25 protein-coding genes and 1 pseudogene are annotated in these 25,538 nt (G+C 68.8%); 5 read left to right on the forward strand and 21 right to left on the reverse strand.

Going from position 1 to position 25,538, the window contains the following annotated elements; all coding sequences use genetic code 11:
* Positions 1–16 precede the first annotated feature (16 nt).
* The 12 genes from miaB to AKH00_RS02950 all read right to left on the reverse strand — a co-directional run bounded on the left by miaB (position 17) and on the right by AKH00_RS02950 (position 12,132).
* Positions 17–1,564, reverse strand: a complete 1,548-nt coding sequence (gene miaB, locus AKH00_RS02895; protein ID WP_050721190.1) for a tRNA (N6-isopentenyl adenosine(37)-C2)-methylthiotransferase MiaB — start codon at positions 1,562–1,564, stop codon at positions 17–19.
* A 39-nt stretch (positions 1,565–1,603) separates the two neighbouring features.
* A complete protein-coding gene (locus tag AKH00_RS02900) occupies positions 1,604–2,260 on the reverse strand; it encodes a regulatory protein RecX (protein ID WP_235556668.1) in 657 nt (218 codons plus the stop codon).
* Positions 2,261–2,547: 287 nt separating this feature from the next.
* Entirely contained in the window at positions 2,548–3,594 is a 1,047-nt protein-coding gene (gene recA / locus AKH00_RS02905) for a recombinase RecA (protein ID WP_050721192.1), read from the reverse strand.
* Positions 3,595–3,861: 267 nt separating this feature from the next.
* Positions 3,862–4,086, reverse strand: a complete 225-nt coding sequence (locus AKH00_RS02910; protein ID WP_050721193.1) for a DUF3046 domain-containing protein — start codon at positions 4,084–4,086, stop codon at positions 3,862–3,864.
* A 21-nt stretch (positions 4,087–4,107) separates the two neighbouring features.
* Complete coding sequence (locus AKH00_RS02915; protein ID WP_050721194.1) at positions 4,108–4,416, reverse strand: helix-turn-helix domain-containing protein; 309 nt, start codon at positions 4,414–4,416, stop codon at positions 4,108–4,110.
* A 141-nt stretch (positions 4,417–4,557) separates the two neighbouring features.
* Positions 4,558–5,037, reverse strand: a complete 480-nt coding sequence (locus AKH00_RS02920; protein ID WP_050721195.1) for a CinA family protein — start codon at positions 5,035–5,037, stop codon at positions 4,558–4,560.
* Positions 5,034–5,609 carry a CDP-diacylglycerol--glycerol-3-phosphate 3-phosphatidyltransferase gene (gene pgsA / locus AKH00_RS02925; RefSeq protein ID WP_050721196.1) on the reverse strand — a complete coding sequence of 192 codons (576 nt, stop codon included), beginning with the start codon at positions 5,607–5,609 and terminating at the stop codon, positions 5,034–5,036. Before pgsA ends, AKH00_RS02920 begins: the two co-directional genes overlap by 4 nt.
* A complete protein-coding gene (locus AKH00_RS02930; RefSeq protein WP_050721197.1) occupies positions 5,609–8,326 on the reverse strand; it encodes an FtsK/SpoIIIE family DNA translocase in 2,718 nt (905 codons plus the stop codon). Before AKH00_RS02930 ends, pgsA begins: the two co-directional genes overlap by 1 nt.
* Before the next feature lie 73 nt (positions 8,327–8,399).
* Entirely contained in the window at positions 8,400–8,894 is a 495-nt protein-coding gene (locus AKH00_RS02935) for a GNAT family N-acetyltransferase (RefSeq protein WP_050721198.1), read from the reverse strand.
* A gap of 67 nt (positions 8,895–8,961) precedes the next feature.
* Complete coding sequence (locus tag AKH00_RS02940; RefSeq protein ID WP_050721199.1) at positions 8,962–10,638, reverse strand: ribonuclease J; 1,677 nt, start codon at positions 10,636–10,638, stop codon at positions 8,962–8,964.
* A gap of 68 nt (positions 10,639–10,706) precedes the next feature.
* The gene (gene dapA, locus AKH00_RS02945; RefSeq protein ID WP_050721200.1) at positions 10,707–11,684 is read right to left on the reverse strand and encodes a 4-hydroxy-tetrahydrodipicolinate synthase; all 978 of its coding nucleotides are present in this window, start codon (positions 11,682–11,684) and stop codon (positions 10,707–10,709) included.
* 28 nt (positions 11,685–11,712) lie between these two features.
* Positions 11,713–12,132: an EF-Tu/IF-2/RF-3 family GTPase gene (locus AKH00_RS02950; protein WP_050721201.1), complete on the reverse strand. Its 420-nt coding sequence runs from the start codon at positions 12,130–12,132 to the stop codon at positions 11,713–11,715.
* Between the two features lie 36 nt (positions 12,133–12,168).
* Here AKH00_RS02950 and AKH00_RS02955 point away from each other — a divergent pair, with 36 nt between their 5' ends.
* Positions 12,169–12,711: an NUDIX domain-containing protein gene (locus AKH00_RS02955; protein WP_050721202.1), complete on the forward strand. Its 543-nt coding sequence runs from the start codon at positions 12,169–12,171 to the stop codon at positions 12,709–12,711.
* A 24-nt stretch (positions 12,712–12,735) separates the two neighbouring features.
* On the opposite strand, the gene AKH00_RS02960 is transcribed toward AKH00_RS02955, so the two are convergent.
* Genes AKH00_RS02960 through AKH00_RS02970 form a run of 3 tightly spaced genes read right to left on the reverse strand, consistent with a single transcriptional unit; the run spans position 12,736 to position 14,779 of the window.
* The gene (locus tag AKH00_RS02960; RefSeq protein WP_050721203.1) at positions 12,736–13,497 is read right to left on the reverse strand and encodes an SDR family NAD(P)-dependent oxidoreductase; all 762 of its coding nucleotides are present in this window, start codon (positions 13,495–13,497) and stop codon (positions 12,736–12,738) included.
* On the reverse strand, positions 13,497–13,973 hold the full coding sequence (locus AKH00_RS02965; protein ID WP_050721204.1) for a dihydrofolate reductase: 477 nt from the start codon (positions 13,971–13,973) through the stop codon (positions 13,497–13,499). The genes AKH00_RS02960 and AKH00_RS02965 overlap by 1 nt, the downstream gene beginning before the upstream one ends.
* Complete coding sequence (locus AKH00_RS02970) at positions 13,970–14,779, reverse strand: thymidylate synthase (protein ID WP_050721205.1); 810 nt, start codon at positions 14,777–14,779, stop codon at positions 13,970–13,972. The genes AKH00_RS02965 and AKH00_RS02970 overlap by 4 nt, the downstream gene beginning before the upstream one ends.
* Positions 14,780–14,875: 96 nt before the next feature.
* Here AKH00_RS02970 and AKH00_RS02975 point away from each other — a divergent pair, with 96 nt between their 5' ends.
* From AKH00_RS02975 to AKH00_RS02985, 3 genes are all read left to right on the forward strand, one after another.
* Positions 14,876–15,286, forward strand: a complete 411-nt coding sequence (locus AKH00_RS02975) for a thioredoxin family protein (RefSeq protein ID WP_050721206.1) — start codon at positions 14,876–14,878, stop codon at positions 15,284–15,286.
* Positions 15,287–15,306: 20 nt separating this feature from the next.
* Positions 15,307–15,870, forward strand: a complete 564-nt coding sequence (locus AKH00_RS02980) for a DUF4395 domain-containing protein (protein ID WP_050721207.1) — start codon at positions 15,307–15,309, stop codon at positions 15,868–15,870.
* A gap of 94 nt (positions 15,871–15,964) precedes the next feature.
* The gene (locus AKH00_RS02985) at positions 15,965–16,390 is read left to right on the forward strand and encodes an OsmC family peroxiredoxin (RefSeq protein WP_050721208.1); all 426 of its coding nucleotides are present in this window, start codon (positions 15,965–15,967) and stop codon (positions 16,388–16,390) included.
* Between the two features lie 31 nt (positions 16,391–16,421).
* Here the strand turns inward: AKH00_RS02985 and AKH00_RS02990 are convergent, their stop codons facing one another.
* The 5 genes and pseudogenes from AKH00_RS02990 to AKH00_RS03010 all read right to left on the reverse strand — a co-directional run bounded on the left by AKH00_RS02990 (position 16,422) and on the right by AKH00_RS03010 (position 21,888).
* Positions 16,422–16,856 (reverse strand): hypothetical protein, encoded by a 435-nt coding sequence (locus AKH00_RS02990; RefSeq protein ID WP_050721209.1) that lies wholly within the window; start codon positions 16,854–16,856, stop codon positions 16,422–16,424.
* Positions 16,856–17,626 (reverse strand): annotated as a pseudogene (gene dapB, locus AKH00_RS02995) (4-hydroxy-tetrahydrodipicolinate reductase); the annotation flags it as partial. The pseudogene dapB and the gene AKH00_RS02990, both read right to left, overlap by 1 nt.
* 30 nt (positions 17,627–17,656) lie before the next feature.
* On the reverse strand, positions 17,657–18,259 hold the full coding sequence (locus AKH00_RS03000; protein WP_050721211.1) for a histidine phosphatase family protein: 603 nt from the start codon (positions 18,257–18,259) through the stop codon (positions 17,657–17,659).
* Between the two features lie 109 nt (positions 18,260–18,368).
* Complete coding sequence (locus AKH00_RS03005) at positions 18,369–19,394, reverse strand: aldo/keto reductase (protein WP_050721212.1); 1,026 nt, start codon at positions 19,392–19,394, stop codon at positions 18,369–18,371.
* Positions 19,395–19,611: 217 nt separating this feature from the next.
* Positions 19,612–21,888: a polyribonucleotide nucleotidyltransferase gene (locus tag AKH00_RS03010; RefSeq protein ID WP_050721213.1), complete on the reverse strand. Its 2,277-nt coding sequence runs from the start codon at positions 21,886–21,888 to the stop codon at positions 19,612–19,614.
* 364 nt (positions 21,889–22,252) lie between these two features.
* Between AKH00_RS03010 and AKH00_RS03015 the strand changes: the two genes are divergently transcribed.
* Positions 22,253–23,563, forward strand: coding sequence for a UDP-glucose dehydrogenase family protein (locus AKH00_RS03015; RefSeq protein ID WP_050721214.1), 1,311 nt, complete (start codon positions 22,253–22,255; stop codon positions 23,561–23,563).
* A gap of 25 nt (positions 23,564–23,588) precedes the next feature.
* Here AKH00_RS03015 and AKH00_RS03020 read toward each other — a convergent pair whose 3' ends face one another.
* Entirely contained in the window at positions 23,589–25,514 is a 1,926-nt protein-coding gene (locus tag AKH00_RS03020; RefSeq protein ID WP_235556669.1) for a GDSL-type esterase/lipase family protein, read from the reverse strand.
* Positions 25,515–25,538 lie beyond the last annotated feature (24 nt).

The raw sequence follows: 25,538 nt of genomic DNA on the forward strand, positions 1-25,538 counted from the left end.
CCGGGAGCCGTGACGGTCACACGCCGACGCGCAGCGTGGGCAGCCCCAGCGAGACCGCACGGGGGCCGCCCTCGACGCTCGGTGCCGGCACCGCGCACGATTCTGCCTGCGCGCGGTCCCACGCGTCTCCCCCGCGCGTACGCCGGATGCGCAGCGGGGCCCCGGAAGGATCGTCGGCAAGCAGGTGGAAGGGCGCGGCGTGGCTGATCGTCACGGTGACGACGTCGCCGGGACGCGGGATCGGCGAACCGGGGGTCACCTCGAAGTGGACGAGACGGTTGTCCTCGCCGCGGCCGGTGAGTCGGTGGGTCTCGGTGTCCTTCTTGCCCTCGCCGGTGGAGACGAGGACCTCGACCTCCCGACCGACCTGCTTCTGGTTCTCCTCGAGGGAGATCCGCTCCTGCAGGGCGATCAGTCGGTTGTACCGCTCCTGGACGACGGCCTTAGGCACCTGCTCGTCCATCGTCGCCGCAGGCGTGCCCTCGCGGATCGAGTACTGGAATGTGAAGGCGCTCGAGAAGCGGGCCTGCTCGACGACCCGCATCGTGTCCTCGAAATCGGCCTCGGTCTCGCCCGGGAACCCGACGATGATGTCGGTGGTGATGGCGGCGTGCGGGATCCGCTCACGGACGCGGTCGAGGATGCCGAGGAAGCGATCGCTCCGGTACGAACGGCGCATCGCCTTGAGGATGCGGTCGCTGCCGGATTGGAGCGGCATGTGCAGCTGCGGCATCACGTTCGGCGTCTCGGCCATGGCGTCGATCACGTCGTCCGTGAATGCCGCGGGGTGCGGGCTCGTGAACCGGATGCGCTCGAGCCCGTCGATCTCGCCCGCCGCGCGGAGCAGCTTGCCGAATGCCTGACGGTCGCCGAACTCGACACCGTAGGAGTTGACGTTCTGACCCAGCAGGGTGACCTCGATCGCGCCGTCCTCGACGAGCAGTCGGATCTCGTTCAGGATGTCGCCGGGGCGGCGGTCCTTCTCCTTGCCGCGCAGACTGGGAACGATGCAGAAGGTGCACGTGTTGTTGCACCCGACGGAGATCGAGACCCAGCCGCTGTGCGCGGAGTCCCGCTTGGTCGGGAGCGTCGAGGGGAACACCTCGAGGGATTCGAGGATCTCCAGCTCGGCTTCGCCGTTGTGGCGCGCCCGCTCGAGCAGACCCGGGAGCGACCCCATGTTGTGCGTGCCGAAGACCACGTCGACCCATGGCGCCTTGTCGAGAACGGCCTGCTTGTCCATCTGGGCGAGGCATCCGCCGACGGCGATCTGCATGCCGCCCTTGCGCCGCTTCACTGCGGCGAGTTGGCCGAGCGTGCCGTAGAGCTTGCCAGCGGCGTTGTCGCGCACGGCGCACGTGTTGATGATCACGACATCGGCTTCGTCGCCGAGCTCGGCGCGGACGTAGCCGGCGCTCTCCAGCGACCCGGACAGTCTCTCCGAGTCGTGCACGTTCATCTGGCATCCGAACGTGCGGACCTCGTAGGATCGCCGATGCCCGTCGAGGTCGATGGCTGCCGACGACGACGCGATGATCGTCGGTTCACTGCGCGGAGTAGTCATGATGCTCCTATTGTACGAGCGCACTCCGTGCGAGCGGATTCAGTCGGAGTCCACGAAACGCACGCCGGAAGCCGGTCGCCCGAAAGTCGCCTCCGCGAGCGCAGTCTTGGCCGCAGACATCGCGATGCCCCCGTTGTAGCCTCGCCGCGCGAGCTGGCCGACGAGTCTGCGCAGTGCGGTGTCGGCGTCCAATCGGCTGAGCGACCGCGCTTTGGAGCGCGCGTACTCGAGAGCACGTTCGGCGTCGTCGTCCGGCAGCTCGTCCAGCGCCGCATCGATGACCTCGCGAGGGATCCCTCGTTGTGCGAGCGCCCGGGAGAGCGCCACGCGACCCTGTCCCTTGCGTTCGATACCCGCGGCGACGAGCTGCCCTGCGAGCTGCGCATCGTCGAGATAGCCACGTCGCGTGAACTCATCGATGATGTCGTCCACGGTGCCTGCATCGAGCCTGGCACCATCCTGATCCACGCCGCGCAGAATGAGCCGTGCCTCCGATGCCGACAACGACCTCGAGCGAAGCTTCCGAACCAGCAGCTCCTCTGCGGCCGCGCGGACGTCCGGTGCCGTCGTCGCGCTGTCGTCGATCCGATCGATGCTGTCGTTCAGGGCACGCAGACCGGCACTGCGGTGGTTGCCCCGAGCGGGATGCCGATCGCTCGGCCCGGTCCGCTCGTCGTCGGCAGAGGATCCGAACACTGCGCCCTGTCCTGCAGACCGGATCGGATGCGTCGATCGACGTGGGCTGTCGTCCCATGTCGTCCGCCACAGCCCTCCGTCGTCCGTGCGCTGCGGGATCGCGTTGCCTTCGTCGTCCGAACGTCCTGGTGCGGAAGATCGACGTGACCGTTCCCCGGTCTCAGCAAGGTCCGACGTCGGATCCGACGTCCCGCGGGAAGAGCGGGACGCGCCGCGGGCGTGTCCGAAGAGCGGGATGACGGGGGCGATCCGGTCGGATGCGCCCCCGTCGTCTCGTGTCGTCATGGTCAGGCCGGACGACGCTCGGCGAGCTCGTCGGCCGGTGCTGCGGGAGCGGCGCCTCCGATACCGAGCTTCTGCTTGATCTGCGTCTCGATCGTCAGCGCGATGTCGGGGTTCTTGATCAGGAAGTTCCGGGCGTTCTCCTTGCCCTGCCCGAGCTGATCACCGTCGTAGGTGTACCAGGACCCCGACTTCTTGACGATGCCGTGGTCGACGCCGAAGTCGATCAGGCTGCCCTCGCGGGAGATTCCGACGCCGTAGAGGATGTCGAACTCCGCCTGCTTGAAGGGCGGAGCCATCTTGTTCTTGACGACCTTGACCCTGGTGCGGTTTCCGACAGCGTCGGTACCGTCCTTGAGCGTCTCGATGCGACGGATGTCCATGCGGACCGAGGCATAGAACTTCAACGCCTTACCACCGGCGGTGGTCTCCGGAGAGCCGAAGAACACGCCGATCTTCTCGCGCAGCTGGTTGATGAAGATCATCGTGGTGTTGGTCTGGTTGAGACCACCGGTCAGCTTGCGGAGAGCCTGCGACATCAGTCGGGCCTGGAGACCGACGTGCGAGTCTCCCATCTCGCCCTCGATCTCGGCACGCGGCACCAGGGCTGCGACCGAGTCGATCACGATCAGGTCGATCGCTCCGGAGCGCACGAGCATATCGGCGATCTCGAGCGCCTGCTCACCGGTGTCGGGCTGGGAGACGAGCAGCGCGTCGATGTCGACGCCGAGCTTGGCGGCGTAGTCCGGGTCGAGGGCGTGCTCGGCGTCGATGAAGGCCGCGATGCCGCCGGAGCGCTGTGCATTGGCGATCGCATGCAGCGTGAGGGTCGTCTTACCGGAGGACTCGGGTCCGTAGATCTCGACGATGCGGCCACGCGGGAGACCTCCGACGCCCAACGCGACGTCGAGGGCGATCGAACCGGTCGGGATCACCGCGACAGGAGCGCGCTCGTCGCTTCCCAGCCGCATGACCGAGCCTTTTCCGAACTGGCGGTCGATCTGGGCGAGTGCTGTCTCGAGGGACTTCTCGCGGTCGGCGGGTGATGGCATGTCGTGCTCCTTCTGCTCGCGTGATGCCGCCTGTAGGCTGTCGCGGCCCACCCGGGATGGGCGGAACTCTCCGACAAGGCGTATGGCTCTTCGGCCTGTTTCACACCGTACGAGTCACCTCCGACATTGCGTCGTCGGTGCCGGAGAACGGGGATAACGAGATCTCGGAACCACTTGTGCAGAAGACTACGCGTGTTTCGAACACACCTTCGACGACACGCCGAACCGCCGTGTCGCAGAGACGAAGATCCGTGAGATTCGGGGAACTCAGTGCCGACGGGGTTCGAGACGTCCGGCGCCGTGTCGACGCTCGACCGGCACTTCGGTCTCGGCGCACAGCGCCAGCCAGATGTCGCGTGGCGATACGCCCGCGTCCAGTGCCTGCTCGGCCGTGCGGCCGGAAAGCTGCGTCAGCACCAGGTCGCTCACCAGAGACGAGGCCCGCCCCCCGAACTCCGCGTCCACGGCGCGAAGGAATTCACTGCGTCGCACGGAGGGTCTCAGAGTCGGCGATCAGCGGAGCGTGAGCTCGGGCTCGACGGATGCCACCAGGTCGTCCGGCACGACGTCCGGGAAGACCTGGATGCCCTCGAGCACCGAGATGCGGTCGCCGACCTCGCGCATGATGGTCGAGATGGGAACGTCGAGCGCATCCGCCACAGAGGCGAGGATCTCACTCGAAGCTTCCTTCTGACCCCGCTCCACCTCGCTGAGGTAGCCGAGGGCCACGGACGCCTTGCTCGCAACCTGCCGGAGCGTACGCCCCTTCTGCAGGCGGAAGTCCCTCAGCACATCGCCGATTTCCTGTCGTACAAGAATCATCGGAACCTCCTCCCAGATCGCCCACTCGAGGTCTCCCCCGATGGAATCGCCAGTCTAGCCCTAAGGACTGTCACAGAATCTACCTTCGCACGCTGTGCTTTCGATGTGAGCACATTCATGTCAACGGACTCGCCCACGGTGCTATTCCCGAACGAGTCGGCAGAGCGCGTCGAGCACGGCATCCACTGACTGCGCGCGGATGTCCGCTCGATCGCCGGAGAACCGGAACGACTCGCTCAATGAACCGTCCGGAGTCACGACCGCCACGTGAACGGTGCCGACCGGCTGCCCGTCGGGCGAGTCCGGGCCGGCGATACCGGTGGTAGCGATGCCGACGTCGCTCGGCCGTCCGACCGCGACCGCGCGCCGCACGCCCTCCGCCATCTGCAGGGCGACTTCGGGATGGACGGGACCGTGCTTCGCGAGCAGGTCTTCGTCCACGCCGAGGACGCTGTGCTTGACGGGAGTCGCATACGCGATCACACCGCCCCACAGCGCGGCCGATGCCCCGGGAACGGAGACGACCTCGGCGGCGACAGCGCCGCCTGTGAGCGACTCGGCCACTCCGAGCGTCCATCCGCGCCCGACGAGCACCGCGACGGCCTCCGCGGCTGGGGTCATGAGGTCCGCCGAGAACCCCGGACCTGGGCGATGATGTAGTCGATCCCACTCGCGACCGTCAGCACCAGCACGGCGACCATCAGGATCGCGGTGATGAGCGTCCACGGCCCGAGACCGATCACAACGTGCAACGGCAGCAGCGCCCACGAAAGCGCGACGCCCTGCACCGCGGTCTTGATCTTGCCCATCCACGCCGCCGCGACGACGTGCTCGCTCGCGACCATCAGGCGATGCACCGTGATCCCCCACTCGCGGATCAGGATGACGATGACCAACCACCAGTTCAGCTCGCCCAGGATCGCGAGCCCGATGAATCCGGCACCTGTGAGCAGCTTGTCGGCGATCGGGTCCCAGAGCTTCCCGAAGTCGCTGACGATGTCGTAGCGCCGTGCGAGGTATCCGTCGACCCAGTCCGTGGAGATCGCGACCACGAACAGCACTCCCGCGATCCAGCGGAGCGCGATGTCGGGGATCCCGTAGGTCCCGCCGAGCAGCAGGACGACGAAGAAGATCACCGCAAGCGGGATCCGCGCGACCGTGATCGCATTGGGGAGCTGCCGAGGGATCGCCATCAGTCGCGCCCCGTGAGGCCCCAGGCGTCCTCGTCGCCGCCCTCGGCCTCGACCACAGGCAGACCGTCGTACTGCGCCTCGACCGGGTCGCGCGGAGATGCGGCCGGCGCGGCCGCCGCGGGAGCAGCAGGTGCGGCAGCGGGCACGGAGGGAGCATCCTCGCCTCGGAGCTTCGCCATGACCTGCGGAAGCTGCTCGGGCGTCGCGAGCACGTCTCGCGCCTTCGAGCCCTCGGAGGGGCCGACGACCTCGCGGGACTCGAGGAGATCCATGAGGCGACCGGCCTTGGCGAAGCCCACCCGGAGCTTGCGCTGCAGCATCGAGGTCGAGCCGAACTGCGAGGACACGATGAGCTCGGCGGCCGCGAGAAGCAGCTCGAGGTCGTCGCCGATGTCCTCGTCGACCTCCTTCTTCTTGGCCGGCTCCATGGCCTCCTGCACGTCCGCGCGGTACTCGGGCCGTGCCTGGCGGGTCACATGCTTGACGACCGCGTCGATCTCCTTCTCGTCGACCCATGCGCCCTGCAGACGGAACGGCTTGGACGACCCCATGGGCGAGAACAGCGCGTCACCCTGGCCGATGAGCTTGTCGGCGCCGGGGCTGTCGAGGATCACCCGACTGTCGGTGACGCTGGTCACGGCGAAGGCGAGACGCGACGGGACGTTCGCCTTGATCAGACCCGTCACCACGTCGACGCTCGGTCGCTGCGTCGCGAGCACCAGGTGGATGCCGGAGGCGCGGGCGAGCTGCGTGATTCGCACGATCGAGTCCTCGACGTCGCGCGGCGCCACCATCATGAGGTCGGCGAGCTCGTCGACCACGACGAGGAGGTACGGGTACGGCTTGAGCACGCGCTCACTGCCCACAGGGACCTCGACCTCGCCGGCGCGGACCGCCTTGTTGAAATCGTCGATGTGACGGAAGCCGAACGACGCGAGGTCGTCGTACCGCATGTCCATCTCCTTCACGACCCACTGCAGCGCCTCGGCGGCCTTCTTCGGGTTCGTGATGATGGGGGTGATGAGATGCGGGACGCCCGCGTAGCTCGTGAGCTCGACGCGCTTCGGGTCGATCAGGACCATCCGCACATCGGACGGGCGCGCGCGCATGAGGAGGCTCGTGATCATGGAGTTCACGAAGCTCGACTTACCCGAGCCGGTGGATCCCGCGACCAGGAGGTGCGGCATCTTGGCCAGGTTCGCCGTCACGAAGTTGCCGCCGACGTCCTTGCCGACGCCGATGGTCAGCGGATGCGTGCTCTTCTGCGCAGCCTGGGAACGCAGCACGTCGCCCAAGGAGACGGTCTCCCGATCCGTGTTCGGTATCTCGATGCCGATCGCGCTCTTGCCGGGGATCGGCGACAGGATGCGCACGTCGTTCGACGCGACGGCGTAGGCGAAGTTGTTGCTGAGCTGCAGGATCTTCTCGACCTTGACGCCGTGACCGACCTCGACCTCGTACTGCGTGACCGTCGGCCCCCGCGAGAAGCCGGTGACCTTGGCATCGACGTTGAACTGCGACAGGACGCTGGTGATCTGCTCGACGATACGATCGTTCGCCTCGGATCGGGCTACGGACGGCGGGCCCTCCGCGAGCACTCCCGGCGACGGCAGGACGTAGGGCACGACCGGAGCCTGCGGTCCACGATCCCCTGGCCCTTCCGTGCCGAAGCCATCGAGACCCGGGAGCTCGGGCATCTCACCCGTGTCGGAGTCGTCGTCCAGCAGCGCGGTCGTCTGCTGCTCAGCGAGCGCGTCGGTGACGGAGCGCACGTCCGAGATGACCTCGGTGGCGGCGTCGTAGGGGTTCGCCACGGTCACTGCCTGGTCGTAGGCCGGAGTCGCCTCCGCGTCCCCGAGCAGCGCAGTGATGTCGTCGGATCCGAGCGACCCTTCGTCGGGGTCCTCCTCGCGGCCCGTCTTGTTGCGGCGCCACCAAGGCAGGACGTCGGGGTCGTCGACCTTGTCGGCGTCGTCGACGGGCGCGGCATCCTTGGCCGGCTTCTCCACCCGCTCGGCGTCGAACATCCACGCGTAGAGGTCGCCCAGACGCTGACCGATGCGGTTCGGCGGTGTCTTGGTCAGGATGAGGATGCTGAGCACGACCAGCAGCGACAGCACGATATAGGCCGGGATGTCGGTCAGGTATGTGAGCGGCTGTCCGATCAGCCAGCCGAGGAGCCCGCCGGACTCGCTCAGCGCGGGCATGCCCTGGTTCGGATGCGGACGGGGACCTGCCACGTGGAAGATGCCGGAGAGGGCGAGCACGAACATCCCGAACCCGATGCCGATGCGCCCGTTGTCGTGCACGGAGGACGGATGGCGGAACAGCCAGCCGGCCAGCAGGAGAAGCAGGACCGGCATGAAGAACGCGACCCGCCCGACGAACAGGCCGACCGAGTACGCGCTGATGTTCGCCGCGACCTCGCTGCCGATGAAGAACCATTCGTTCACGGCCCCGGCGATCGCCAGCAGCACGAGGAAGAACGGGAAGCCGTCGCGACGGTCGTCCTTCTCGAGGGTCTCGGGCCCGAACGCACGGAACAGTCCGCCCACGCCATGCGCCAACCCACCCCACGCGCGGACGATCACGGGAGGCTTGTCGACGTCGTCGATGTACTTCTTCGGCGCAGCCTGAGTCTTCGGCGAGGACGCCCGCTTCGGGCGCGACGACGCGCTGCTCGATGCGCGCTCAGTCTTCGTGGTACTCCTGGCCATGCTCCCACGCTAAAGCCAACAGCCGACATTGCCCCGTAATGACGCGGCATTCCGCGCATCCCCAGGCTCACGCTCAGCGTGTGGACCTGGCCATCGTCGCGCGGTGCGCCGTCTCCGACACCACGGTGAATCCCTCCGCTCGGTAGAGATTGCGGGCGAAGTTGTCGCGCTCCACGCTCAGACTGATCCGCGCGTATCCTTGCGCGGCGGCGAGTCCCACGACGTCACGCAGCAAGGAGCGACCCACCCCGCGCGCACGCCACAGCGGGTGCACCCCGATGATCAGCTCCGGCACGGCGACGCCGATGAATCCGAATCCCGCATCGTCCTGCGGGAGCGTGCGGTACCACGCGGCGCCGATCGGCGCATCGTCACGGTCCACCGCCACCACTCCGTCGTCGGCCGTGCGCTTCCATCCCGCGAGGTAGCGCCGATGCTCCGACGATGTGAGCACCTCGTGTCGCGGTCGGGCTCCCCCGGCGCGCCAGTTAGCCGCCTCGACGAGCATGTCGCCGAGGAACGCCGCATCCGTCTGCACGGCCCTGCGCGACGTGAAGCCCGTGTCCATAGCCCGAGCATAGGACGAGGGTGTTACGACGGGATGACGGGCGCCCGCGAGTCCACGGACGCCGGGATCAGGCCTCGATGACGAGCGGGACGATCATCGGACGGCGACGGAGCTTCTGGTTCACCCAACGCCCGATCGTGCGACGGACCACCTGAGAGAGGGCGTGCGTGTCACGCACACCGTTGCCCGAGGCCTCCTTGAGCGCCGCGACGATCTTCGGGGCGACGTCGTCGAACACGGAGTCATCCTCCGCGATGCCTCGCGCATGGATCTCCGGCCCCGAGATGATGCGTCCCGTCGCGGCATCCACCACCACGATGACCGAGACGAAGCCCTCTTCGGCGAGGATGCGGCGATCCTTGAGGTCGGCGTCCGTGATCGCGCCGACCGTCGATCCGTCGACGTAGACGAAGCCGAGATCGAGCTGTCCGGCCACGCGTGCGTCGCCGTCCTTCAGGTCGATCACGGTGCCGTTCGAGGCGATGATCGTGCGCTCCGCCGCGATCCCGGTGTCCTGCGCGAGTTTGGCGTTCGCCATGAGGTGACGGTACTCGCCGTGCACGGGAAGCACGTTCCTCGGCTTCAGGATGTTGTAGCAGTAGATGAGCTCGCCCGCTGCGGCATGGCCGGACACGTGCACGCGGGCGTTCGCCTTGTGCACGACGTTGGCGCCGAGCTTGGTGAGGCCGTCGATCACGCGGTACACCGCGTTCTCGTTGCCCGGGATGAGGCTGGAGGCGAGGATCACGGTGTCGCCCTCGCTGATCTCGATCGCGTGGTCGAGGTTCGCCATGCGGCTGAGCACCGCCATCGGCTCGCCCTGCGATCCCGTCGACATGTACACGATCCGGTCGTCCGGCAGGTCGCGCGCCTTCTTGAAGTCGATCAGGACGCCGTCCGGCACCTTGAGATAGCCGAGCTGCTCGGCGATGGTCATGTTCCGCACCATGCTGCGTCCGAGGAAGGCGACACGGCGGCCGTGGGCGTGCGCGGCATCGATGACCTGCTGCACGCGGTGGACGTGGCTCGAGAAGCTCGCGACGATCACGCGACGAGGGGCCTTGGCGATCACCTGGTCGAGCACCGGACCGATCGAGCGCTCGGTGGGCGTGAAACCGGGCACGTCGGCGTTCGTCGAGTCGACGAGGAACAGGTCGACACCTTCCTCCCCCAGACGCGCGAACGCCCGGAGGTCGGTGATGCGACCGTCCAGCGGCAGCTGGTCCATCTTGAAGTCGCCGGTCGCGAGCACCATGCCCGCCGGGGTGCGTATCGCGACCGCGAGCGCATCCGGGATCGAGTGGTTGACGGCGACGAACTCGAGGTCGAAGGGGCCGACCTGCTCGCGCTGGCCCTCCTTGACCGTGAGCGTGAACGCCTTGATGCGGTGCTCCTTGAGCTTCGCCTCGACGAGCGCGAGGGTCAGCCCGGACCCGATCAGCGGGATGTCGCTCTTGAGTCGCAGCAGATACGGCACGGCGCCGATGTGGTCCTCGTGCCCGTGCGTGAGGACGACGCCCACGATGTCGTCGAGGCGATCCTTGATCGGCTCGAAGTCGGGCAGGATCAGGTCGACACCCGGCTGGTGCTCTTCAGGGAACAGCACGCCGCAGTCGACGATCAGGATCTTGCCCTCGAACTCGAAGACGGTCATGTTGCGGCCGACCTCGCCGAGACCGCCGAGCGGGATGACGCGCAGCGTCCCCTTCTCGAGGGCGGCGGGATCTGCGATCGGAATGGACATGCGCTCTCCTCAGTCGGACGCTCCACGCGTCCGGTCGTTCATGGTGGCGCGGCGCACCGCGGCCTGTATCAGCGTGTCGTGCCGTGCACCTTCGGCAGTGCGCCGCCGGCGGCGGCGTTGCGGTCGGGACGGAAGTTCGAGAAGTCGGCGCCGGGGACGTCCTTGACGAGGTCGAGTTCGTCCTCGATGAGGGCGGCCTCCCACTCCTCCGGACCCACCAGCGGCAGACGGACGCGCGGGCTGGAGATGCGTCCGAGTCCGTGCAGGATGTATTTCGCCGCGACGGTGCCAGGCACGTGCGTCATGACCGCACGCACGAGAGGCTCGAGGCGCTGGTGCTCGGCGGTCGCCGCCGCCAGATCGCCGCGATTCACGGCATCCACGATCGTGCGGTACGGGGTCGCCGCGATGTTCGCCGTGACGCCGATCAGTCCGGTCGCGCCGATCGCGAGATGCGGCAGCACGTTCGCGTCGTCGCCGGAGAAGTACATGAGGTCGGTCTGGTTCAGCACCCGGCTGACCTCGGAGAAGTCGCCCTTGGCGTCCTTCACGGCGAGGATGTTGGGGTGCTTGGCGAGTCGGAGGATCGTCTCGTACTTGATCGGCACACCCGTGCGTCCTGGGATGTCGTACAGGATCACCGGCAGGTCGGTGGCGTCCGCGACGAGGCGGAAGTGCGTGAGGATGCCCGCCTGGGTGGGCTTGTTGTAGTAGGGAGTGACGATCATGATGCCGTCGGCGCCGGCCTTCTCGCTGGCCTTGTAGAGCTCGATCGCGTGCGCGGTCTCGTTCGAGCCGCCACCCGTGATGATCTTCGCCCGTCCTGCCGAGACGGACTTGCCGACCTCGACGAGCTTGAGCTTCTCGGGATCGGTGAGGGTCGAGGTCTCGCCGGTCGTTCCCGTCACGACGATGCCGTCCGCTCCCGCGGTGATCACGTCATCGATGTGCTTCTCGACGGCGGGCCAGTCGACTTCGCCGTCGGCCGTCATCGGAGTGACGAGCGCGACGAGAACCTGTCCGAATGGATTGCCCGAGTGCGTCATGCACCCAGCGTATCGGTTCGGCGACCGCTCACGCGGACGGGGCAGGGCGGATGACGTCGCCTCTTGCGACATCGACCTTGCCGCGCAGGAGCAGCCCGACGTTCACGCCCGGGGTCGCCTCCTTGAGCGTCTTGCGGAACATCTCGACCCCGGCGATCTCCGTCGATCCGGTCGTCGTACCGGCGCGGACCACGACTACCGCATCGCCGACGCGGAGCACCCCCGAGGTCACGGTGCCCGTCGCGACGATGCCCCGACCCGTGATCGTGAACACGTCCTCGACCGCGAACTCCGTCGAGGACGTCGCCACGGCGAGAGGCTCCCCTGTCGCGACCGTCGGCGCGCCGCTCGCCATGTCGGCGAGTCGCGCCGCCTCGGCCTCGTTGTAGCGCCGCAGCGTCTCGTTCGCGTCCTGCGGTTCGCGCTTCCTGCCGAAGAGCCATCCCATGCGTGCCATCCTACGGAGACGCCTAGGCTCGGACGCATGGCATGGGTCACGCACGGGTCGTCGGTCGTCTACGGGAATCGCTGGATCGAGGTGCGAGAGGATCAGGTCACCGGTCCGGGCGGCGATGGGATCTACGGCGTCGTCACGGTGCGCAACGCCGCGGTCTTCATCGTCGCGATGGACGAAGAGGACCGCATCTGTCTCGTGACACTCGAGAGATACACGACCGGCAGGTCCGTCGAAGTTCCGGCCGGCGGGGGCGACGGCGAGGATCCCCTGGTGGCCGCCCGCCGCGAACTCCTCGAGGAGACGGGTGTCGAGGCCGACGAGTGGACGCTCCTCGGCACCATGAACGCGCTGAACGGCGTCGCGGATGCGTCCGAGCACGTGTTCCTCGCGCGTCGGCTCGGCGACGCCGCCGCAGCCGACTCCCATTCCCGCGCCGAGGAGGGCATCGACGCGGTCGACTGGGTGCCGTTCGGAGAGGTCCTGGCGATGATCTCAGACGGACGCATCACCGACGGCGAGACCATCGCCGCGATCGCATTGGCCGGCATCCACCTGGGCCGGTTCCGCTGAGCGGGGTTCCGCCACCGGAAGGGATCAGACGCGACCCCGGCGGGCGATGCCGGACGTGAGGGAACTCGGCAGCAGCCCGGCGACCGCCACGATCGCCTTGTAGCGCAGCGACGGGATCGAGACCGACCTGCCCAGGGCCGCATCGCGCAGGCCCTGGCGCACGACGTCGCGCGCGTCGAGCCACATCGGAGCGGGCACGCCTTCACGCCCGGGCTCGAGGCCCATGCGCTCGTGGAACGAGGTGTGCGTGAATCCCGGGCACACCGCGGTCACACTGACGCGGTCGCGAGCGTACTCGGTGTTCGCCCAGCGGCTGAATCCGATGAGCCAGCTCTTGCACGCCGAATACGTCGAACGAGAGATGAATCCGGCGACCGAGGCGACGTTGATGATGCGTCCTCCGCGTCCGCGCATGGTCTGGAGGGCCGCGTGCATGAGGCGCATGGAGGCTTCGACGTGCACTCGCAAATGCCGCACCTCGTCGTCGATGTCATTGTCCGCGAACTGCAGCGGAAGCCCGAAGCCTGCGTTGTTCACGAGCAGGTCGACGGGGTCGTCCACGTCGCGGAGACGTGCCGCGACGGCCTCCACCTCCTCCTCGACCGCGAGATCGGCGGCGAGGACCTCGACGGCGACGCCGTACTCGCTCCGCAGCTCTGCCGCGAGCTCGTCGAGAGTCTGGACCGAACGAGCCACGAGGATCAGATCGGCGCGGCGCCGGGCGAGCTGGCGCGCGAACTCGGCTCCCAGTCCCGCGCTGGCGCCCGTGATGAGTGCGGTGGGCATCAGCGCTCGTATCCCCGGAAGCGATAGCGGATGCCGGTGCGTGAGGTCTTCCACTCTCCGTCGTCGGTCAGTCGCCAGCCCTCGATCGACGGCGCGAAGGCATCGCCGTCGACGTCGAGGTCGAGCTCGGTGACCTCGAGCCGGTCCGCGTCGGCGATCACCTGACGGAAGATCTCCGCACCGCCGATGATCCAGACGCGATCGTGACCGCGGACGGCCTCCTCGACCGTGGCGGCGTGGGTCGCGCCCTCGGCGGACCAGTCCTGCTGACGCGTGATGACGACGTTCTCGCGTCCCGGTAGGGGTCTGAATCGCTCGGGGAGGAAGTCCCAGGTCTTGCGACCCATGATGACCGGGGCTCCGAGGGTGGTGTCCTTGAAGTGCGCGAGGTCTTCGGGGACGTTCCACGGCATGCCGCCCTCGGCGCCGATGACCCCGCGCTTCGCCTCCGCCCAGATCAGGCCGACCCAGGTCATACCGCCACCGCCGCCCGGATCGGCGCATGGTGTCGGTAGTCCTCCACCACGAAATCGTCGTACCGGTAGTCGAGCACCGAGTCCGGAGTGCGCGCGAAGCGCAGCGTCGGGGCCGGGAAGGCATCGCGGCTCAGCTGCTCGCGCACCTGCTCGACATGGTTGTCGTAGATGTGGCAGTCACCGCCGGTCCAAACGAAGTCGCCGGGCTCGAGACCGACCTGCTGCGCGATCATCATCGTGAGCAATGCGTAGGAGGCGATGTTGAACGGCACTCCGAGGAAGAGGTCGGCGCTGCGCTGGTAGAGCTGGCACGACAGCTTGCCGTCGGCGACGTAGAACTGGAACAGCGCGTGGCACGGCGCGAGCGCCATGTCGGGGATGTCGGCCGGGTTCCACGCCGACACGATCAGACGGCGCGAGTCCGGCGTCGCGCGGATCTGCTCGATCACCTCGGACAACTGGTCGATGCTGCGGCCGTCCGGCGTCGGCCAGGATCGCCACTGCACACCGTAGACGGGTCCCAGATCGCCCTGCTCGTCGGCCCACTCGTCCCAGATGCTCACGCCGTGCTCCTGCAGCCACCGCACGTTGGAGTCACCGCGCAGGAACCACAGCAGCTCGTACGCGATGGACTTGAAGTGGACGCGCTTGGTCGTGACGAGCGGGAAGCCCTCGGAGAGATCGAAGCGGATCTGTCGGCCGAACACGCTCGTGGTGCCCGTGCCCGTGCGATCGGACTTGTGCGTCCCGTTCTCCAGCACGTCGCGGAGGAGGTCTTCGTACGGCGTGGGGACGGCTGCGCTCATGTCAGCCAGACTACCCGCCGTCGGCGACATCGGAGCGGATCGTCATGCTCCGTCACATCGCGTCCGCGGGTGCGGAACGGGGCATACGCTCAGTGAATGTCGCCCACTCTCGCGCTCGCCCTCGCCGTGGGTCTCGTGGTGCTCGCCGGAGCCGCAGGCCTGGTGATCAGGGCACGGGACGGACGACGGCGCAGCGGCGGCCATCTGCGGTTCGATCCGCGCGATGCGGATGCCGTGCTCGGCGCCCGCGCGACGCTCGTGCAGTTCAGCACCGAGACGTGCGCCCGCTGCCCGCAGGTGCGTCGGGTCCTGACGTCGTATGCCGCCGACGACGACACCCTCGCGCACGTCGAGGTCGACCTCACCCACCGCCCAGACCTGTCCTCGCGCTACCGCGTGCTGCAGACCCCGACCACGTTCGTCGTCGACGGCACCGGAGCCGTCCGCGCCCGATTCCACGGCGTGCCGCAGCCGCGCGCGCTGACCGAAGCCCTCGCCTCCGTGTGAGGCCCAACGATGGGAGCAACATGAGCACACCGGCAGGCATCGACCCGCGCGGCCCGCGCTTCGCCGCCACCGTCACGACGGTGCTCCTGCTGGTCGCGACCTTTCTCGGGCTGATCGGGGTCTCGACCGCGCAGGGCACCGGCTGGTTCGCATATCAGCCCCTTGCGGATTCGACGTTCCCCGCCGGCGGATGGGCGATCGCCTCGGCATCCGTCGCCCAACGCGCGCTCGATCCGGGGTTCCTGCTGGCGGTCGTCATCGCTGCGCTGTTCCTGTGGAGCGTCCTCTCCCCCGCGACGGCTCCCTGGGGCGTTCTGTTCCGTCGATTCGTGCGTCCGCGGCTGACTCCGCCGAGCGAGCTCGAGGACCCGCGTCCGCCCCGGTTCGCACAGGGCGTCGGCCTGTTCGTGGTGACGGTCGGCCTCGTCCTGCACCTCGCCGGTGTGCCCTGGGCGCTTCCGATCGCGACCGCCGCAGCGTTCGTCGCCGCATTCCTCAACGCGGCGATCGGGCTCTGCCTCGGCTGTCAGCTGTACCTCCTGCTGCAGCGGATCGGAATCCTCGGCCGCGCCTCCGCTGCCTGACCTCCGAGGACTTCTGTTCCGTCCCTGGCGGTGCCTCGATAGGCTGGCCGCACACGCGAACCGCACACCGAGCAGCGCGAGAACCGGAGGAATCATGCCCGTCACCAGCGAAGCGAACACCACCTGGACCGGATCCCTCGCGGAGGGCTCGGGAACCGTCGCGTTCTCCTCGTCCAACCTCGGCACCTTCCCGATCGACTGGAAGGCCCGCAGCGAGGGCAGCGACACGACCACGACGCCCGAGGAACTGATCGCGGCGGCGCACGCCTCGTGCTTCAGCATGGCGCTGTCGCATGCCCTCGCGGAGAACGGCACTCCCCCGGAGCGCGTGAACACCAGCGCCTCGGTGAGCTTCACGCCCGGCGTCGGCATCACGGGCAGCCACCTCAACGTCAACGCCGTCGTGCCCGGCCTCACGCCCGAGGCCTTCCAGGAGATCGCGAACGGCGCCAAGACGGGCTGCCCGGTCTCCCAGGCGCTCGCCGGCGTCGAGATCACGCTCGAGGCGACCCTCGCCTGACCGCCGGTCCCCCGTGCGGGGGCGGGCGGGCTCAGCCGCGCGAGAGACGGATGGCCTCGCGGATGCTGGCGCGGGCGTCTTTCCGGCGCCCCGCCGCGTCCTGAACGACGCCGAGCCGGTAACGCGCCCGCCAGTCGCCACGGGCCGATTCTGCCTCCGCGGTGTACCGCGCGATCATCGGATCGGCGTCTTCCGGCCGAAGGCGTCCGCTCGGCGTGAGCTCCGTCTCCGCCTCCGGCATCCCGCCCTCGGCGTCGAGCGTGCGTCCCAGTCGGTCCGCCTGCAACCCGAAGACCATCTCGCGGACGAGCGCCCAGCCGCCGAGCGGAGCGAGCACGATCAGAGCGATGCCCATGCCGATCGACACCGGCGTGCCGACGGCGAAGAACATGACGGCGAGCCAGACCGCGACCGCGAGGTAGACGAGCAGTGCAGCACCCATGAGGGCGACGGCGAGGCGCGACATCAGGAGCCGACGCCGATGTCGATCATGCTCTCGAGACCGACGACGACACCGCGCGCCTGAGCCGCGAACGGCACGGCGAGACGGATGCCGGGCGCGTACGCCAGTGCGGGCTCGACGGTGTCGTGCGTGAAGGTGAGCGACTCCCCGGGGCCGGCGAGCACGACCTCCTGCTTCGCGATCACTCCCGGGCGACGCAGCGAGTGGATCGGGACGCTGCCCACCTGCTGGCCGCGTGCACGCTGGTCCGCGTGCGGGGCGCTCACCGGTCCCTGCTCGGCGCGCGCTGCGGCGATCAGCTCGGCGGTGCGCACAGCGGTGCCGCTGGGAGAGTCGACCTTCTTCTCGTGGTGCGCCTCGACGATCTCGGCCGACGGGAAGAACGGTGCAGCAGCGGCGGCGAGAGCCGAGCCGAGGACCGAGCCGAGAGAGAAGTTGGGGATGAACACTGCGCCGCTGCCCGCAGCGTCGACCAGTGGCCGGATCGGCGCGATGCGCTGCGCCGACCACCCGGACGTCGCGACGAGGACATTGATCCCCCGCTCGACCGCGGCACGCACCACGTCGATGCTCACCTGCGGCGTGGTCGCGTCGATGACGAGATCCGCGCCGTCCATCTCCGACAGGTCGCTCGACGAGGTGAGCACTCGGACCACCTCGAAGCCGTCCAGCTCGTCGATCACCGCGTGGATGATCGACCCGAGCTTCCCGGTGCCGCCGACGAGTGCTACCTGCGTGGTCATGGCCACAATCCTATTTCGGGCGGAGAGACGCCCGGCCGCGCCAGGCCGGTCGCGCGTGGATCAGACCGGCATCGTGTCGGGGATGCCGGTGCGCAGCTCGACCGGGAGGTGACCGGTGTCGTTGTGCGTGAGCAGAGTCCACGGACGCCCCTGCTTCTGCGCGATCACGGTCAGTCCGCAGTGCGCCTGATTGAGAGTCATCCAGCGCCATTCGGGTGCACCGAGCACCTCGCGCACGAACCAGGAGATGACGAAGTTGTGCGTGATGAGCACCTCGTGGACGTCACCCGGCTTGCGCACCAGGAACTCGTTCACGGCGTCGGACATCTGAGCTGCGCCCGCCTCGATCTCGGCGTCCGTGATGGATCCGAAGAACGGCTCGAACGCGGCCGGCGTCTCTTCGGTCATCCCCGTCGGGACACAATCGAACAGCAGTGCGGTCGGCGCGGGGTCGACGGAGGGCAGACGCGCGGCGATCGCACGAGCCGTCTCGGCCGCACGCAGCAGAGGCGAATGCCAGACGGCGTCCAGCGGAAGCCCGGAGAGACGATCCGCGATCAGCTCGGCCTGACGTGCACCGCGCGGTGAGAGGGGTCCGTCGGCGAGGCCGTGCTCGGCATCCTGATGTTCACCGTGTCTGACCAGGTATATGTAGTGCATCACAAACTCGCTCGCTTCATCGACAGCATCCGCCGGGGGATCTCCTCCACCCTATGTCAGCCGTGTGACAGTCGTGTGACGACTCTCAGCCCGCCGCCGGCACGGGTGGGGGTCAGTTGCCCGCGCGGGTGAGATCGGCGATCTGGACGCGTGACAGCGACACGCCTGCGCCCTGCATGAGCTCGTCGACGTGCTCGGTCGCGAACGTGTTCACGATCGGCGCGGCCACTGTGCGCTGCGCCAGCAGCCAGGCGATCGACACCGCGGCCACCGGCACGTCCAGCTCGGCCGCCACCTGGTCGAGCGCGCGCAGGATCTTCGTGCCGCGACGGTTGAGGTGTCCGCGGAGCTGCTCCCCGCGTACTCCGCGCGAGGTCAGCGCCTTGCTGCGATGCCGCCCCGAGAGGAAGCCGTGCTCGAGCGCGTGCGACGGGGTGACGGCCAGGTTCTGCGCACCGGCGACCAGGCGCAGGTCCCCCTCGAACGGCTGCCGACGGATGAGGTTGTACGGCGAGTCGATCACCTGGATGCGCGGGTAGCCCGCCGAGGCGAGGATGCGCGCCTCGACGAGTCGCTCCGGGGCCAGACCGTAAGCGCCGAGAGCGCCGATCTTGCCCGCGTCGACCAGCCACTCGACGGTCGCGAGAGTGTCTTCGAGGTTGGTCGTGCGGTCGAGCGTCGCGTCGAGGTACAGCACGTCGATGCGCTCGACGCCGAGGCGCGTGAGCGACCCCTCGACCGCGCGGACGAGATTGACCGAGCCGAGCCCCGGGTTGTCGGCGTGCGCGCCGATGCGGACGCTCAGCAGTGCGCGCTCGCGCTGGCCGCGTGAACGGAGCCATTGCCCGATGATGTGCTCGCTGCGGCCGCCCGAGAAGCCGTCCGCAGTATGGATCGCGTTGCCGCCGAACTCCACGTAGCGGTCCAGGATGCCGTGGCTCGTCTCGAGGTCGACATTCCAGCCGAACTCGGCCGCCCCCAGCATGAGCGGGAACGTCTCGAATCCGGTCTCTCCGAGGGGGACGCGAATGGTCTCTCCTATTCCGGGGCCGACGATCGGGATCGGGGCGGACGGGTGATCGGCGTCCTGCGGTGCGCGCTCTGCGGAGGCTCCTGCGCCTACGCTGAACAACCGCATTTCCTCACCCCCGCATCGATCGGTGCGTCCCGATCTGCGTCGCTGCCGTACATGCACCCCCCGGTGCGTACTTCGAGGGTATGCGACGTCAGGGATCGCGCCGTCCAATCCGGGGAACGGCGGGGAAACTTCCCATAACGGTTTGGTCACGCAGACACGCGGGAACCCGGGCCCGCCACGAGGACGGACCCGGGTTCCGGTGTCGTGCGTCAGCCGATCACTCGGCGGCGGACTCCTCCGCGGGCGCAGCGTCCGCAGTGGGCGCGTCGTCGAGCACGGGCTCGAGCGACAGCTTGCCGCGGTCGTCGATCTTCGTGATCTTCACGAGGATCTTCTGGCCGACGGAGAGCACGTCCTCGACGTTCTCGACGCGCTTGCCACCGGCGAGCTTGCGCACCTCGGTGACGTGCAGCAGGCCGTCCTTGCCCGGGAGAAGCGAGATGAACGCGCCGAACGTCGCGATCTTGACGACGGTTCCGAGGAACTGCTCGCCGACCTCCGGGTTGGTGGGGTTCGCGATCGCGTTGACCTGGGCGCGGGCGGCCTCGGCCGAGGGGCCGTCGGTCGCGCCGATGTAGACGGTGCCGTCCTCCTCGATCGAGATCTGAGCGCCGGTCTCGTCCTGGATCGCGTTGATCGTCTTGCCCTTCGGGCCGATCAGCTCGCCGATCTTGTCGACGGGGATCTGCACGCTGATGACGCGCGGCGCGGTCGGCGCCATCTCGTCGGGAGCGTCGATCGCCGCGTTCAGGACGTTGAGGATCGTCAGGCGCGCATCGCGAGCCTGGGTCAGGGCCCCTGCGAGCACCGACGACGGGATGCCGTCGAGCTTCGTGTCGAGCTGGATCGCCGTGACGAACTCGCTCGTGCCTGCGACCTTGAAGTCCATGTCGCCCAGCGCGTCCTCGGCGCCGAGGATGTCGGTCAGCGCCGCGTAGCGGGTCTCACCGTCGACCTCGTCGGACACGAGGCCCATCGCGATGCCGGCGACGGGAGCGCGCAGCGGCACACCCGCGTTCAACAGCGACAGGGTCGACGCGCAGACGGAGCCCATCGACGTCGAGCCGTTCGAGCTCAGCGCCTCGGACACCTGACGGATCGCGTAGGGGAACTCCTCGCGGCTCGGCAGCACCGGCACGAGAGCGCGCTCGGCGAGGAAGCCGTGCCCGATCTCGCGACGCTTCGGCGAACCCACGCGGCCGGTCTCACCGGTCGAGTAGGGCGGGAAGTTGTAGTGGTGCATGTAGCGCTTGCTCGTCGTGGGCGACAGCGAGTCGATCTGCTGCTCCATCTTGAGCATGTTCAGCGTGGTGACGCCCATGATCTGGGTCTCGCCGCGCTGGAAGATCGCCGAGCCGTGAACGCGCGGGATGACCTGCACCTCGGCGTCGAGCGGACGGATGTCCGCGAGACCGCGACCGTCCATGCGGACGCTCTCGGTGAGGATGCGACCGCGGACGATCTTCTTCGTGACGGACTTGTACGCCGCGGCGAACTCGAGCGGAGCCCCGGCGGGCAGGCTGCCGGCCTCGACCGCTTCGATGAGCTGCGCCTTGACGCGGTCCTTGACCTCGTCGTCCTTGCCCTGACGCTCCTGCTTGTCGGCGATCTGGTAGACGTTCACCAGGTCGTCGTAGGAACGCTCGGCCACGAAGTCGTAGACCTCGCTGGAGTACGGCGGGAAGACCGGGTACACACCCGGCTCCTTCGATGCGGACGCGGCGAGCTCCGCCTGAGCCTTCACCAGCTGAGCGATGAAGGGCTTCGCGGCCTCGAGGCCCTGCGCGACGACGGTCTCGTCGGGCTTCGTGGCGCCGGCCTTGATGAGGTTCCAGCTGCCCTCGGTCGCCTCGGCCTCGACCATCATGATCGCGACGTCCTCGGTGCCGTCGACCTTCGTGACGACACGACCGGCGACGATCAGGTCGAACACGGCCTCCGAGACCTGCTCGGCGGTCGGGAACGCGACCCACTGGTCGGCGTGCTCGCCGTGACCGGGGATGAACGCGAGGCGCACACCGGCGACGGGACCCGAGAACGGCAGACCCGAGATCTGCGTCGACGCCGAGGCGGCGTTGATCGCGAGAGCGTCGTAGAACTCGCCCGGAGCGATCGACAGGACGGTGATGACGATCTGGACCTCGTTGCGCAGGCCGTCGACGAACGACGGACGCAGCGGACGGTCGATCAGACGGCAGACGAGGATGGCCTCGGTGGAGGGGCGTCCCTCACGGCGGAAGAACGAGCCGGGGATCTTGCCCGCGGCGTAGGAGCGCTCCTCGACGTCGACCGTCAGCGGGAAGAAGTCGAAGCCCTCACGCGGGTGCTTGCCCGCGCTGGTGGCCGAGAGGAGCATGGTCTCGCCGTCGAGGTACGCGGCGACTGCGCCCTGAGCCTGCTGCGCGAGGCGGCCGGTCTCGAAGCGGATGGTGCGGGTGCCGAAGCGGCCGTTGTCGAGAACGGCCTCGGTGGCGGTGATTTCAGGACCTTCCAAGAGGTCTCTCCTTCTTTGTTTAGACTCGCTCGTCCGTGTGACGCGCGAGCGTGTTCATGAAGGAGCAGGACGACGGGGTTCGGGCGCGCGGGCACTTCCGCGAATCTCGCCTGCGCTGGCCACCAGTAGAAAGCCACCCGACGACACGCGCCGAGGAACCCACCACAGGGGACCAGCTTCTCCGCCGATCGCTCCATGAGTCGATATGCAGTTGTACGACCGACCTGAGCCAGTCCCCTCAACTGTATCAGCGCCGCCGCGGAATCCCGCGGGACCGGCCACGACGCCGAAGAGTCATCCGACGGTCATCGCACGTTCATCGCGTGGATGCGGTCAGGTGCACGGCATCCGCTGAGGTGAACCCATGCGCATGTCAGTGATCGGCTGCGGGTACCTCGGTGCCGTGCACGCCGCCGCGATGGCCTCGATCGGACACGACGTCGTCGGCATCGACGTCGACGAGCAGAAGGTCGCCGCTCTGGCGGGCGGCATCGCGCCGTTCTTCGAGCCGCAGCTCGACGAGCTGCTGCGCGAGGGTCTCGACTCGGGTCGTCTGCGCTTCAGCACGGACATGGCCGAGTCCGCAGACGCCGCCGTGCACTTCCTCGCCGTCGGCACCCCGCAGGTCGCCGGCGGGCACGCCGCCGACCTCCGTTTCGTGGACGCCGCGATCGAGGCGCTGCTCCCCCACCTCCGACCTGGACACGTGGTCGCCGGCAAGTCGACGGTGCCGGTCGGTACCGCTGCACGGCTGGCGGGATCCATCGCCGAGTCGGGTGCGGTGCTGGTCTGGAATCCGGAGTTCCTCCGCGAAGGCTGGGCCGTGCACGACACGATCACCCCGGATCGCCTCGTCGTCGGCATCCCTCCCACCGATGCCGGGGATGCCGCGGCCGAGCTCCTGCGCGAGGCCTACGCTCCCGCGATAGCGGCGGGTGCGCCGTTCCTCGTGACCGACCTCGCGACCGCTGAACTGGTGAAGGGCGCCGCGAACGCGTTCCTCGCCACAAAGATCTCCTTCATCAATGCGATGGCGGAGATCGCTGAGGCCTCAGGCGCCGATGTGACGCTGCTCGCCGACGCCCTCGGGCACGACACCCGGATCGGGCGGCGGTACCTCGGATCCGGCATCGGCTTCGGCGGCGGCTGCCTGCCCAAGGACATCCGCGCCTTCGCCGCCAGAGCCGAGGAGCTGGGCCGCGGTGAGGCCGTCGGATTCCTCCGCGAGGTCGACGGCATCAACCTCCGGCGACGCGACCGCGCGGTGCAGCTCGTCGTGGACGCACTCGGCGGCCTCGTGTTCGGGAAGCGGATCGCCGTGCTCGGCGCCGCGTTCAAGCCGTTCAGCGACGACATCCGCGACTCACCCGCGCTCGACGTCGCCGTGCGCCTGCGCGGGCTCGGCGCCGACGTCGTCGTGACCGACCCCGCAGCGCTGCCGAACGCGGCGGCGGCGCATCCGCAGCTCGGATACGCCGTCGAGCGCGACGACGCACTGCGCGACGCCGATGCCGTGGTCGTCGTCACGGAGTGGGATCTCTACCGCCGCGAGATGAGCCCCGAGCACGCCGGAGCCCTCGTCGCCGGCCGCGTCATCGTGGACGGTCGCAACTGCCTGGATGCGGACGCCTGGCGCGCCGCTGGCTGGTCGTACCACGGCATGGGCCGCCGCTGAGCCGTCTCGAGCCGCGAGCGCCCGTTCAGGACACCGGGACAGTGCGCTCCGACGCCGAGCGACCGAGGTACACGTAGTCGTCGTGCTTCGCGACACGACCGTCGCCCGCGGCACGCCCGTGCAGGCGCCGCCACACCCACGGCAGCGCGTGCCGACGCCACCACAGCCCGGCGCCGATCGACTCGTTCTCGTGCAGAGCGGCGTCGAGGGCACCCAGCGCGTCGGCGTGCGGGACGCCGAGGACGTCGCCGGCCCGATACGCGAGGAAGCGGTGCCCACGGCTGCTGAGATGCACGAGGTCCTCGCCCCAGTTCGGCCGGTCGGGCAGCGAGGGATGCATGTCCGTGTCTATGAGGATCGCTCCCGTGCGCGCGGCGATGCCGGCGAGCGCGGTCGCGAACGCCGAGAACCGCCGCGCGTACAGGTGCGCGGCACGTCTGCGGGGCAGGAACGGCGTCACCAGGAGCACGTCGGCGCCGATCTCCCGCAGCCGGCGGACGGCATCCTCGAGCTCTGCGGCGAGCGCTCGTACATCCACGCGGTGCTTCACGAGATCGTTCGCGCCGATCAGCACCGAGACGAGATCCGGGCGCAGCTCCAGCGCGCGGGGCAGCTGAGTCTCGCACACGTCACGCACGCGCTTGGAGCGGATGGCCAGATTGGCGTAGTGGAGGCCGCCGCGCGCCGAGAGCAGATGAGCGAGACGATCGGCCCATCCGCGCAGCGCACCGTCGGGCGCCGGATCGCACAACCCCTCCGTCAGCGAGTCCCCCAGGGCGACGTAGCGCTGCCATCGTCGTCCCACGAGCGGCGCGGTCGCCTCGGGGCGGGTCATGCGGCGAGCGCGCAGGCCCGAATCGACCGCGCGCAACTCGCGCGCCTCGTCGAAGTGCCCCAGCAGCTGGTCGCACACGCTCGACCAGCTGCGTCCCTGCACGGCTTCCCAGCCTGCGTCGCCGAAGGCCCGGCGCTTGCGGGTGTCCCCCGCGAGGTCGGCGACACGCATGCGCAGGTCGTCGAGGTCGCCAGGCCGGTACAGCCAGCCATCGACGCCCATGCGCACGAGGTCGAGTGGGCCTCCTCGCCCGGTGGCGACCACCGGCACGCCACTCGCATGCGCCTCCTGCAGCGTCTGCCCGAAGGTCTCGCTCTCCCCCGGGTGCACGAACACGTCGAAGGATGCCGCGGCCGCGGCGAGCGCGTCACCGCCGAGGTGGCCGAGGAAGAGGGCGCGGGGCATCAGCGCCTCGAGCTTCGTCCTGCTCGGTCCGTCCCCGACGATCACGAGGCGCGCTCCGGGGAGGTCCTGCAGCACGGCGAGGTCCTCGACCTGCTTCTCGGGTGCGAGGCGCCCGATGTATCCGATCACGACCTCTCCTCCCCACGCTGTGCGGAGCGTCTCGTCGCGACGCGACGGGTGGAAGCGCTCCGCATCGACGCCCCTTCCCCATCGACGGACGCGGTCCACGCCCAGCGTCGCGAGCTGCTGCGCCGACTCCGCCGAGGGGGCGAGCGTGAGTGTCGCCCGGCGATGCAGGCGCGCGATGTGGGTCTGCGCGATCCCTGTCGTCGCCGGAATCCGGTAGCGCTCCGTGTAGGCGGCGACGTCCGTCTGGTAGGCGGCGATCGAGGCGACGTCGAGTCGCTCGGCGGCGAGCGCACCGCGCCAGCCCAGCGCGAACGGCGAGGCGAGGTGGACCACGTCGGGGTGGAAGCGCCGCAGCGAGGCGGCGACCCGATGCGCCGGCGAGGTGCCGACCCGGACGTTCCTGTAGCCGGGCAGCGGCAGGCTCGGGATCGCCTCCACCCGGGCGCCCTCGATCTCGGTCGGGATGCCGACCGCGTCGGGCGCGATCACATGCGCCTCATGCCCCGTGCGCTCGAGGTGCTTCAGGATCTGCAGCACGGATCCGGTGACACCGTTCATGTGCGGAAGGAAGGACTCTGTCACGATCGCGACTCTCACACCCTCAGG

Source organism: Microbacterium sp. GCS4, assembly GCF_001262495.1.
GTDB lineage: Bacteria > Actinomycetota > Actinomycetes > Actinomycetales > Microbacteriaceae > Microbacterium.

Excerpts from the sequence above, each read along its gene's own strand:
- AKH00_RS02920 (WP_050721195.1), bottom strand. The coding sequence starts at position 5,037 with ATGACCCCAGCCGCGGAGGCCGTCGCGGTGCTCGTCGGGCGCGGATGG.
- AKH00_RS02955 (WP_050721202.1), top strand. The coding sequence starts at position 12,169 with ATGGCATGGGTCACGCACGGGTCGTCGGTCGTCTACGGGAATCGCTGG.
- AKH00_RS02965 (WP_050721204.1), bottom strand. The coding sequence starts at position 13,973 with ATGACCTGGGTCGGCCTGATCTGGGCGGAGGCGAAGCGCGGGGTCATC.
- AKH00_RS02930 (WP_050721197.1), bottom strand. The coding sequence starts at position 8,326 with ATGGCCAGGAGTACCACGAAGACTGAGCGCGCATCGAGCAGCGCGTCG.
- AKH00_RS02975 (WP_050721206.1), top strand. The coding sequence starts at position 14,876 with ATGTCGCCCACTCTCGCGCTCGCCCTCGCCGTGGGTCTCGTGGTGCTC.
- AKH00_RS03005 (WP_050721212.1), bottom strand. The coding sequence starts at position 19,394 with ATGCGGTTGTTCAGCGTAGGCGCAGGAGCCTCCGCAGAGCGCGCACCG.
- AKH00_RS02990 (WP_050721209.1), bottom strand. The coding sequence starts at position 16,856 with ATGTCGCGCCTCGCCGTCGCCCTCATGGGTGCTGCACTGCTCGTCTAC.
- AKH00_RS02915 (WP_050721194.1), bottom strand. The coding sequence starts at position 4,416 with ATGATTCTTGTACGACAGGAAATCGGCGATGTGCTGAGGGACTTCCGC.
- AKH00_RS02935 (WP_050721198.1), bottom strand. The coding sequence starts at position 8,894 with ATGGACACGGGCTTCACGTCGCGCAGGGCCGTGCAGACGGATGCGGCG.
- AKH00_RS02960 (WP_050721203.1), bottom strand. The coding sequence starts at position 13,497 with ATGCCCACCGCACTCATCACGGGCGCCAGCGCGGGACTGGGAGCCGAG.
- AKH00_RS02940 (WP_050721199.1), bottom strand. The coding sequence starts at position 10,638 with ATGTCCATTCCGATCGCAGATCCCGCCGCCCTCGAGAAGGGGACGCTG.
- pgsA (WP_050721196.1), bottom strand. The coding sequence starts at position 5,609 with ATGGCGATCCCTCGGCAGCTCCCCAATGCGATCACGGTCGCGCGGATC.
- AKH00_RS02970 (WP_050721205.1), bottom strand. The coding sequence starts at position 14,779 with ATGAGCGCAGCCGTCCCCACGCCGTACGAAGACCTCCTCCGCGACGTG.
- recA (WP_050721192.1), bottom strand. The coding sequence starts at position 3,594 with ATGCCATCACCCGCCGACCGCGAGAAGTCCCTCGAGACAGCACTCGCC.
- AKH00_RS03015 (WP_050721214.1), top strand. The coding sequence starts at position 22,253 with ATGCGCATGTCAGTGATCGGCTGCGGGTACCTCGGTGCCGTGCACGCC.
- AKH00_RS02985 (WP_050721208.1), top strand. The coding sequence starts at position 15,965 with ATGCCCGTCACCAGCGAAGCGAACACCACCTGGACCGGATCCCTCGCG.
- dapA (WP_050721200.1), bottom strand. The coding sequence starts at position 11,684 with ATGACGCACTCGGGCAATCCATTCGGACAGGTTCTCGTCGCGCTCGTC.
- AKH00_RS02980 (WP_050721207.1), top strand. The coding sequence starts at position 15,307 with ATGAGCACACCGGCAGGCATCGACCCGCGCGGCCCGCGCTTCGCCGCC.
- miaB (WP_050721190.1), bottom strand. The coding sequence starts at position 1,564 with ATGACTACTCCGCGCAGTGAACCGACGATCATCGCGTCGTCGTCGGCA.
- AKH00_RS02950 (WP_050721201.1), bottom strand. The coding sequence starts at position 12,132 with ATGGGATGGCTCTTCGGCAGGAAGCGCGAACCGCAGGACGCGAACGAG.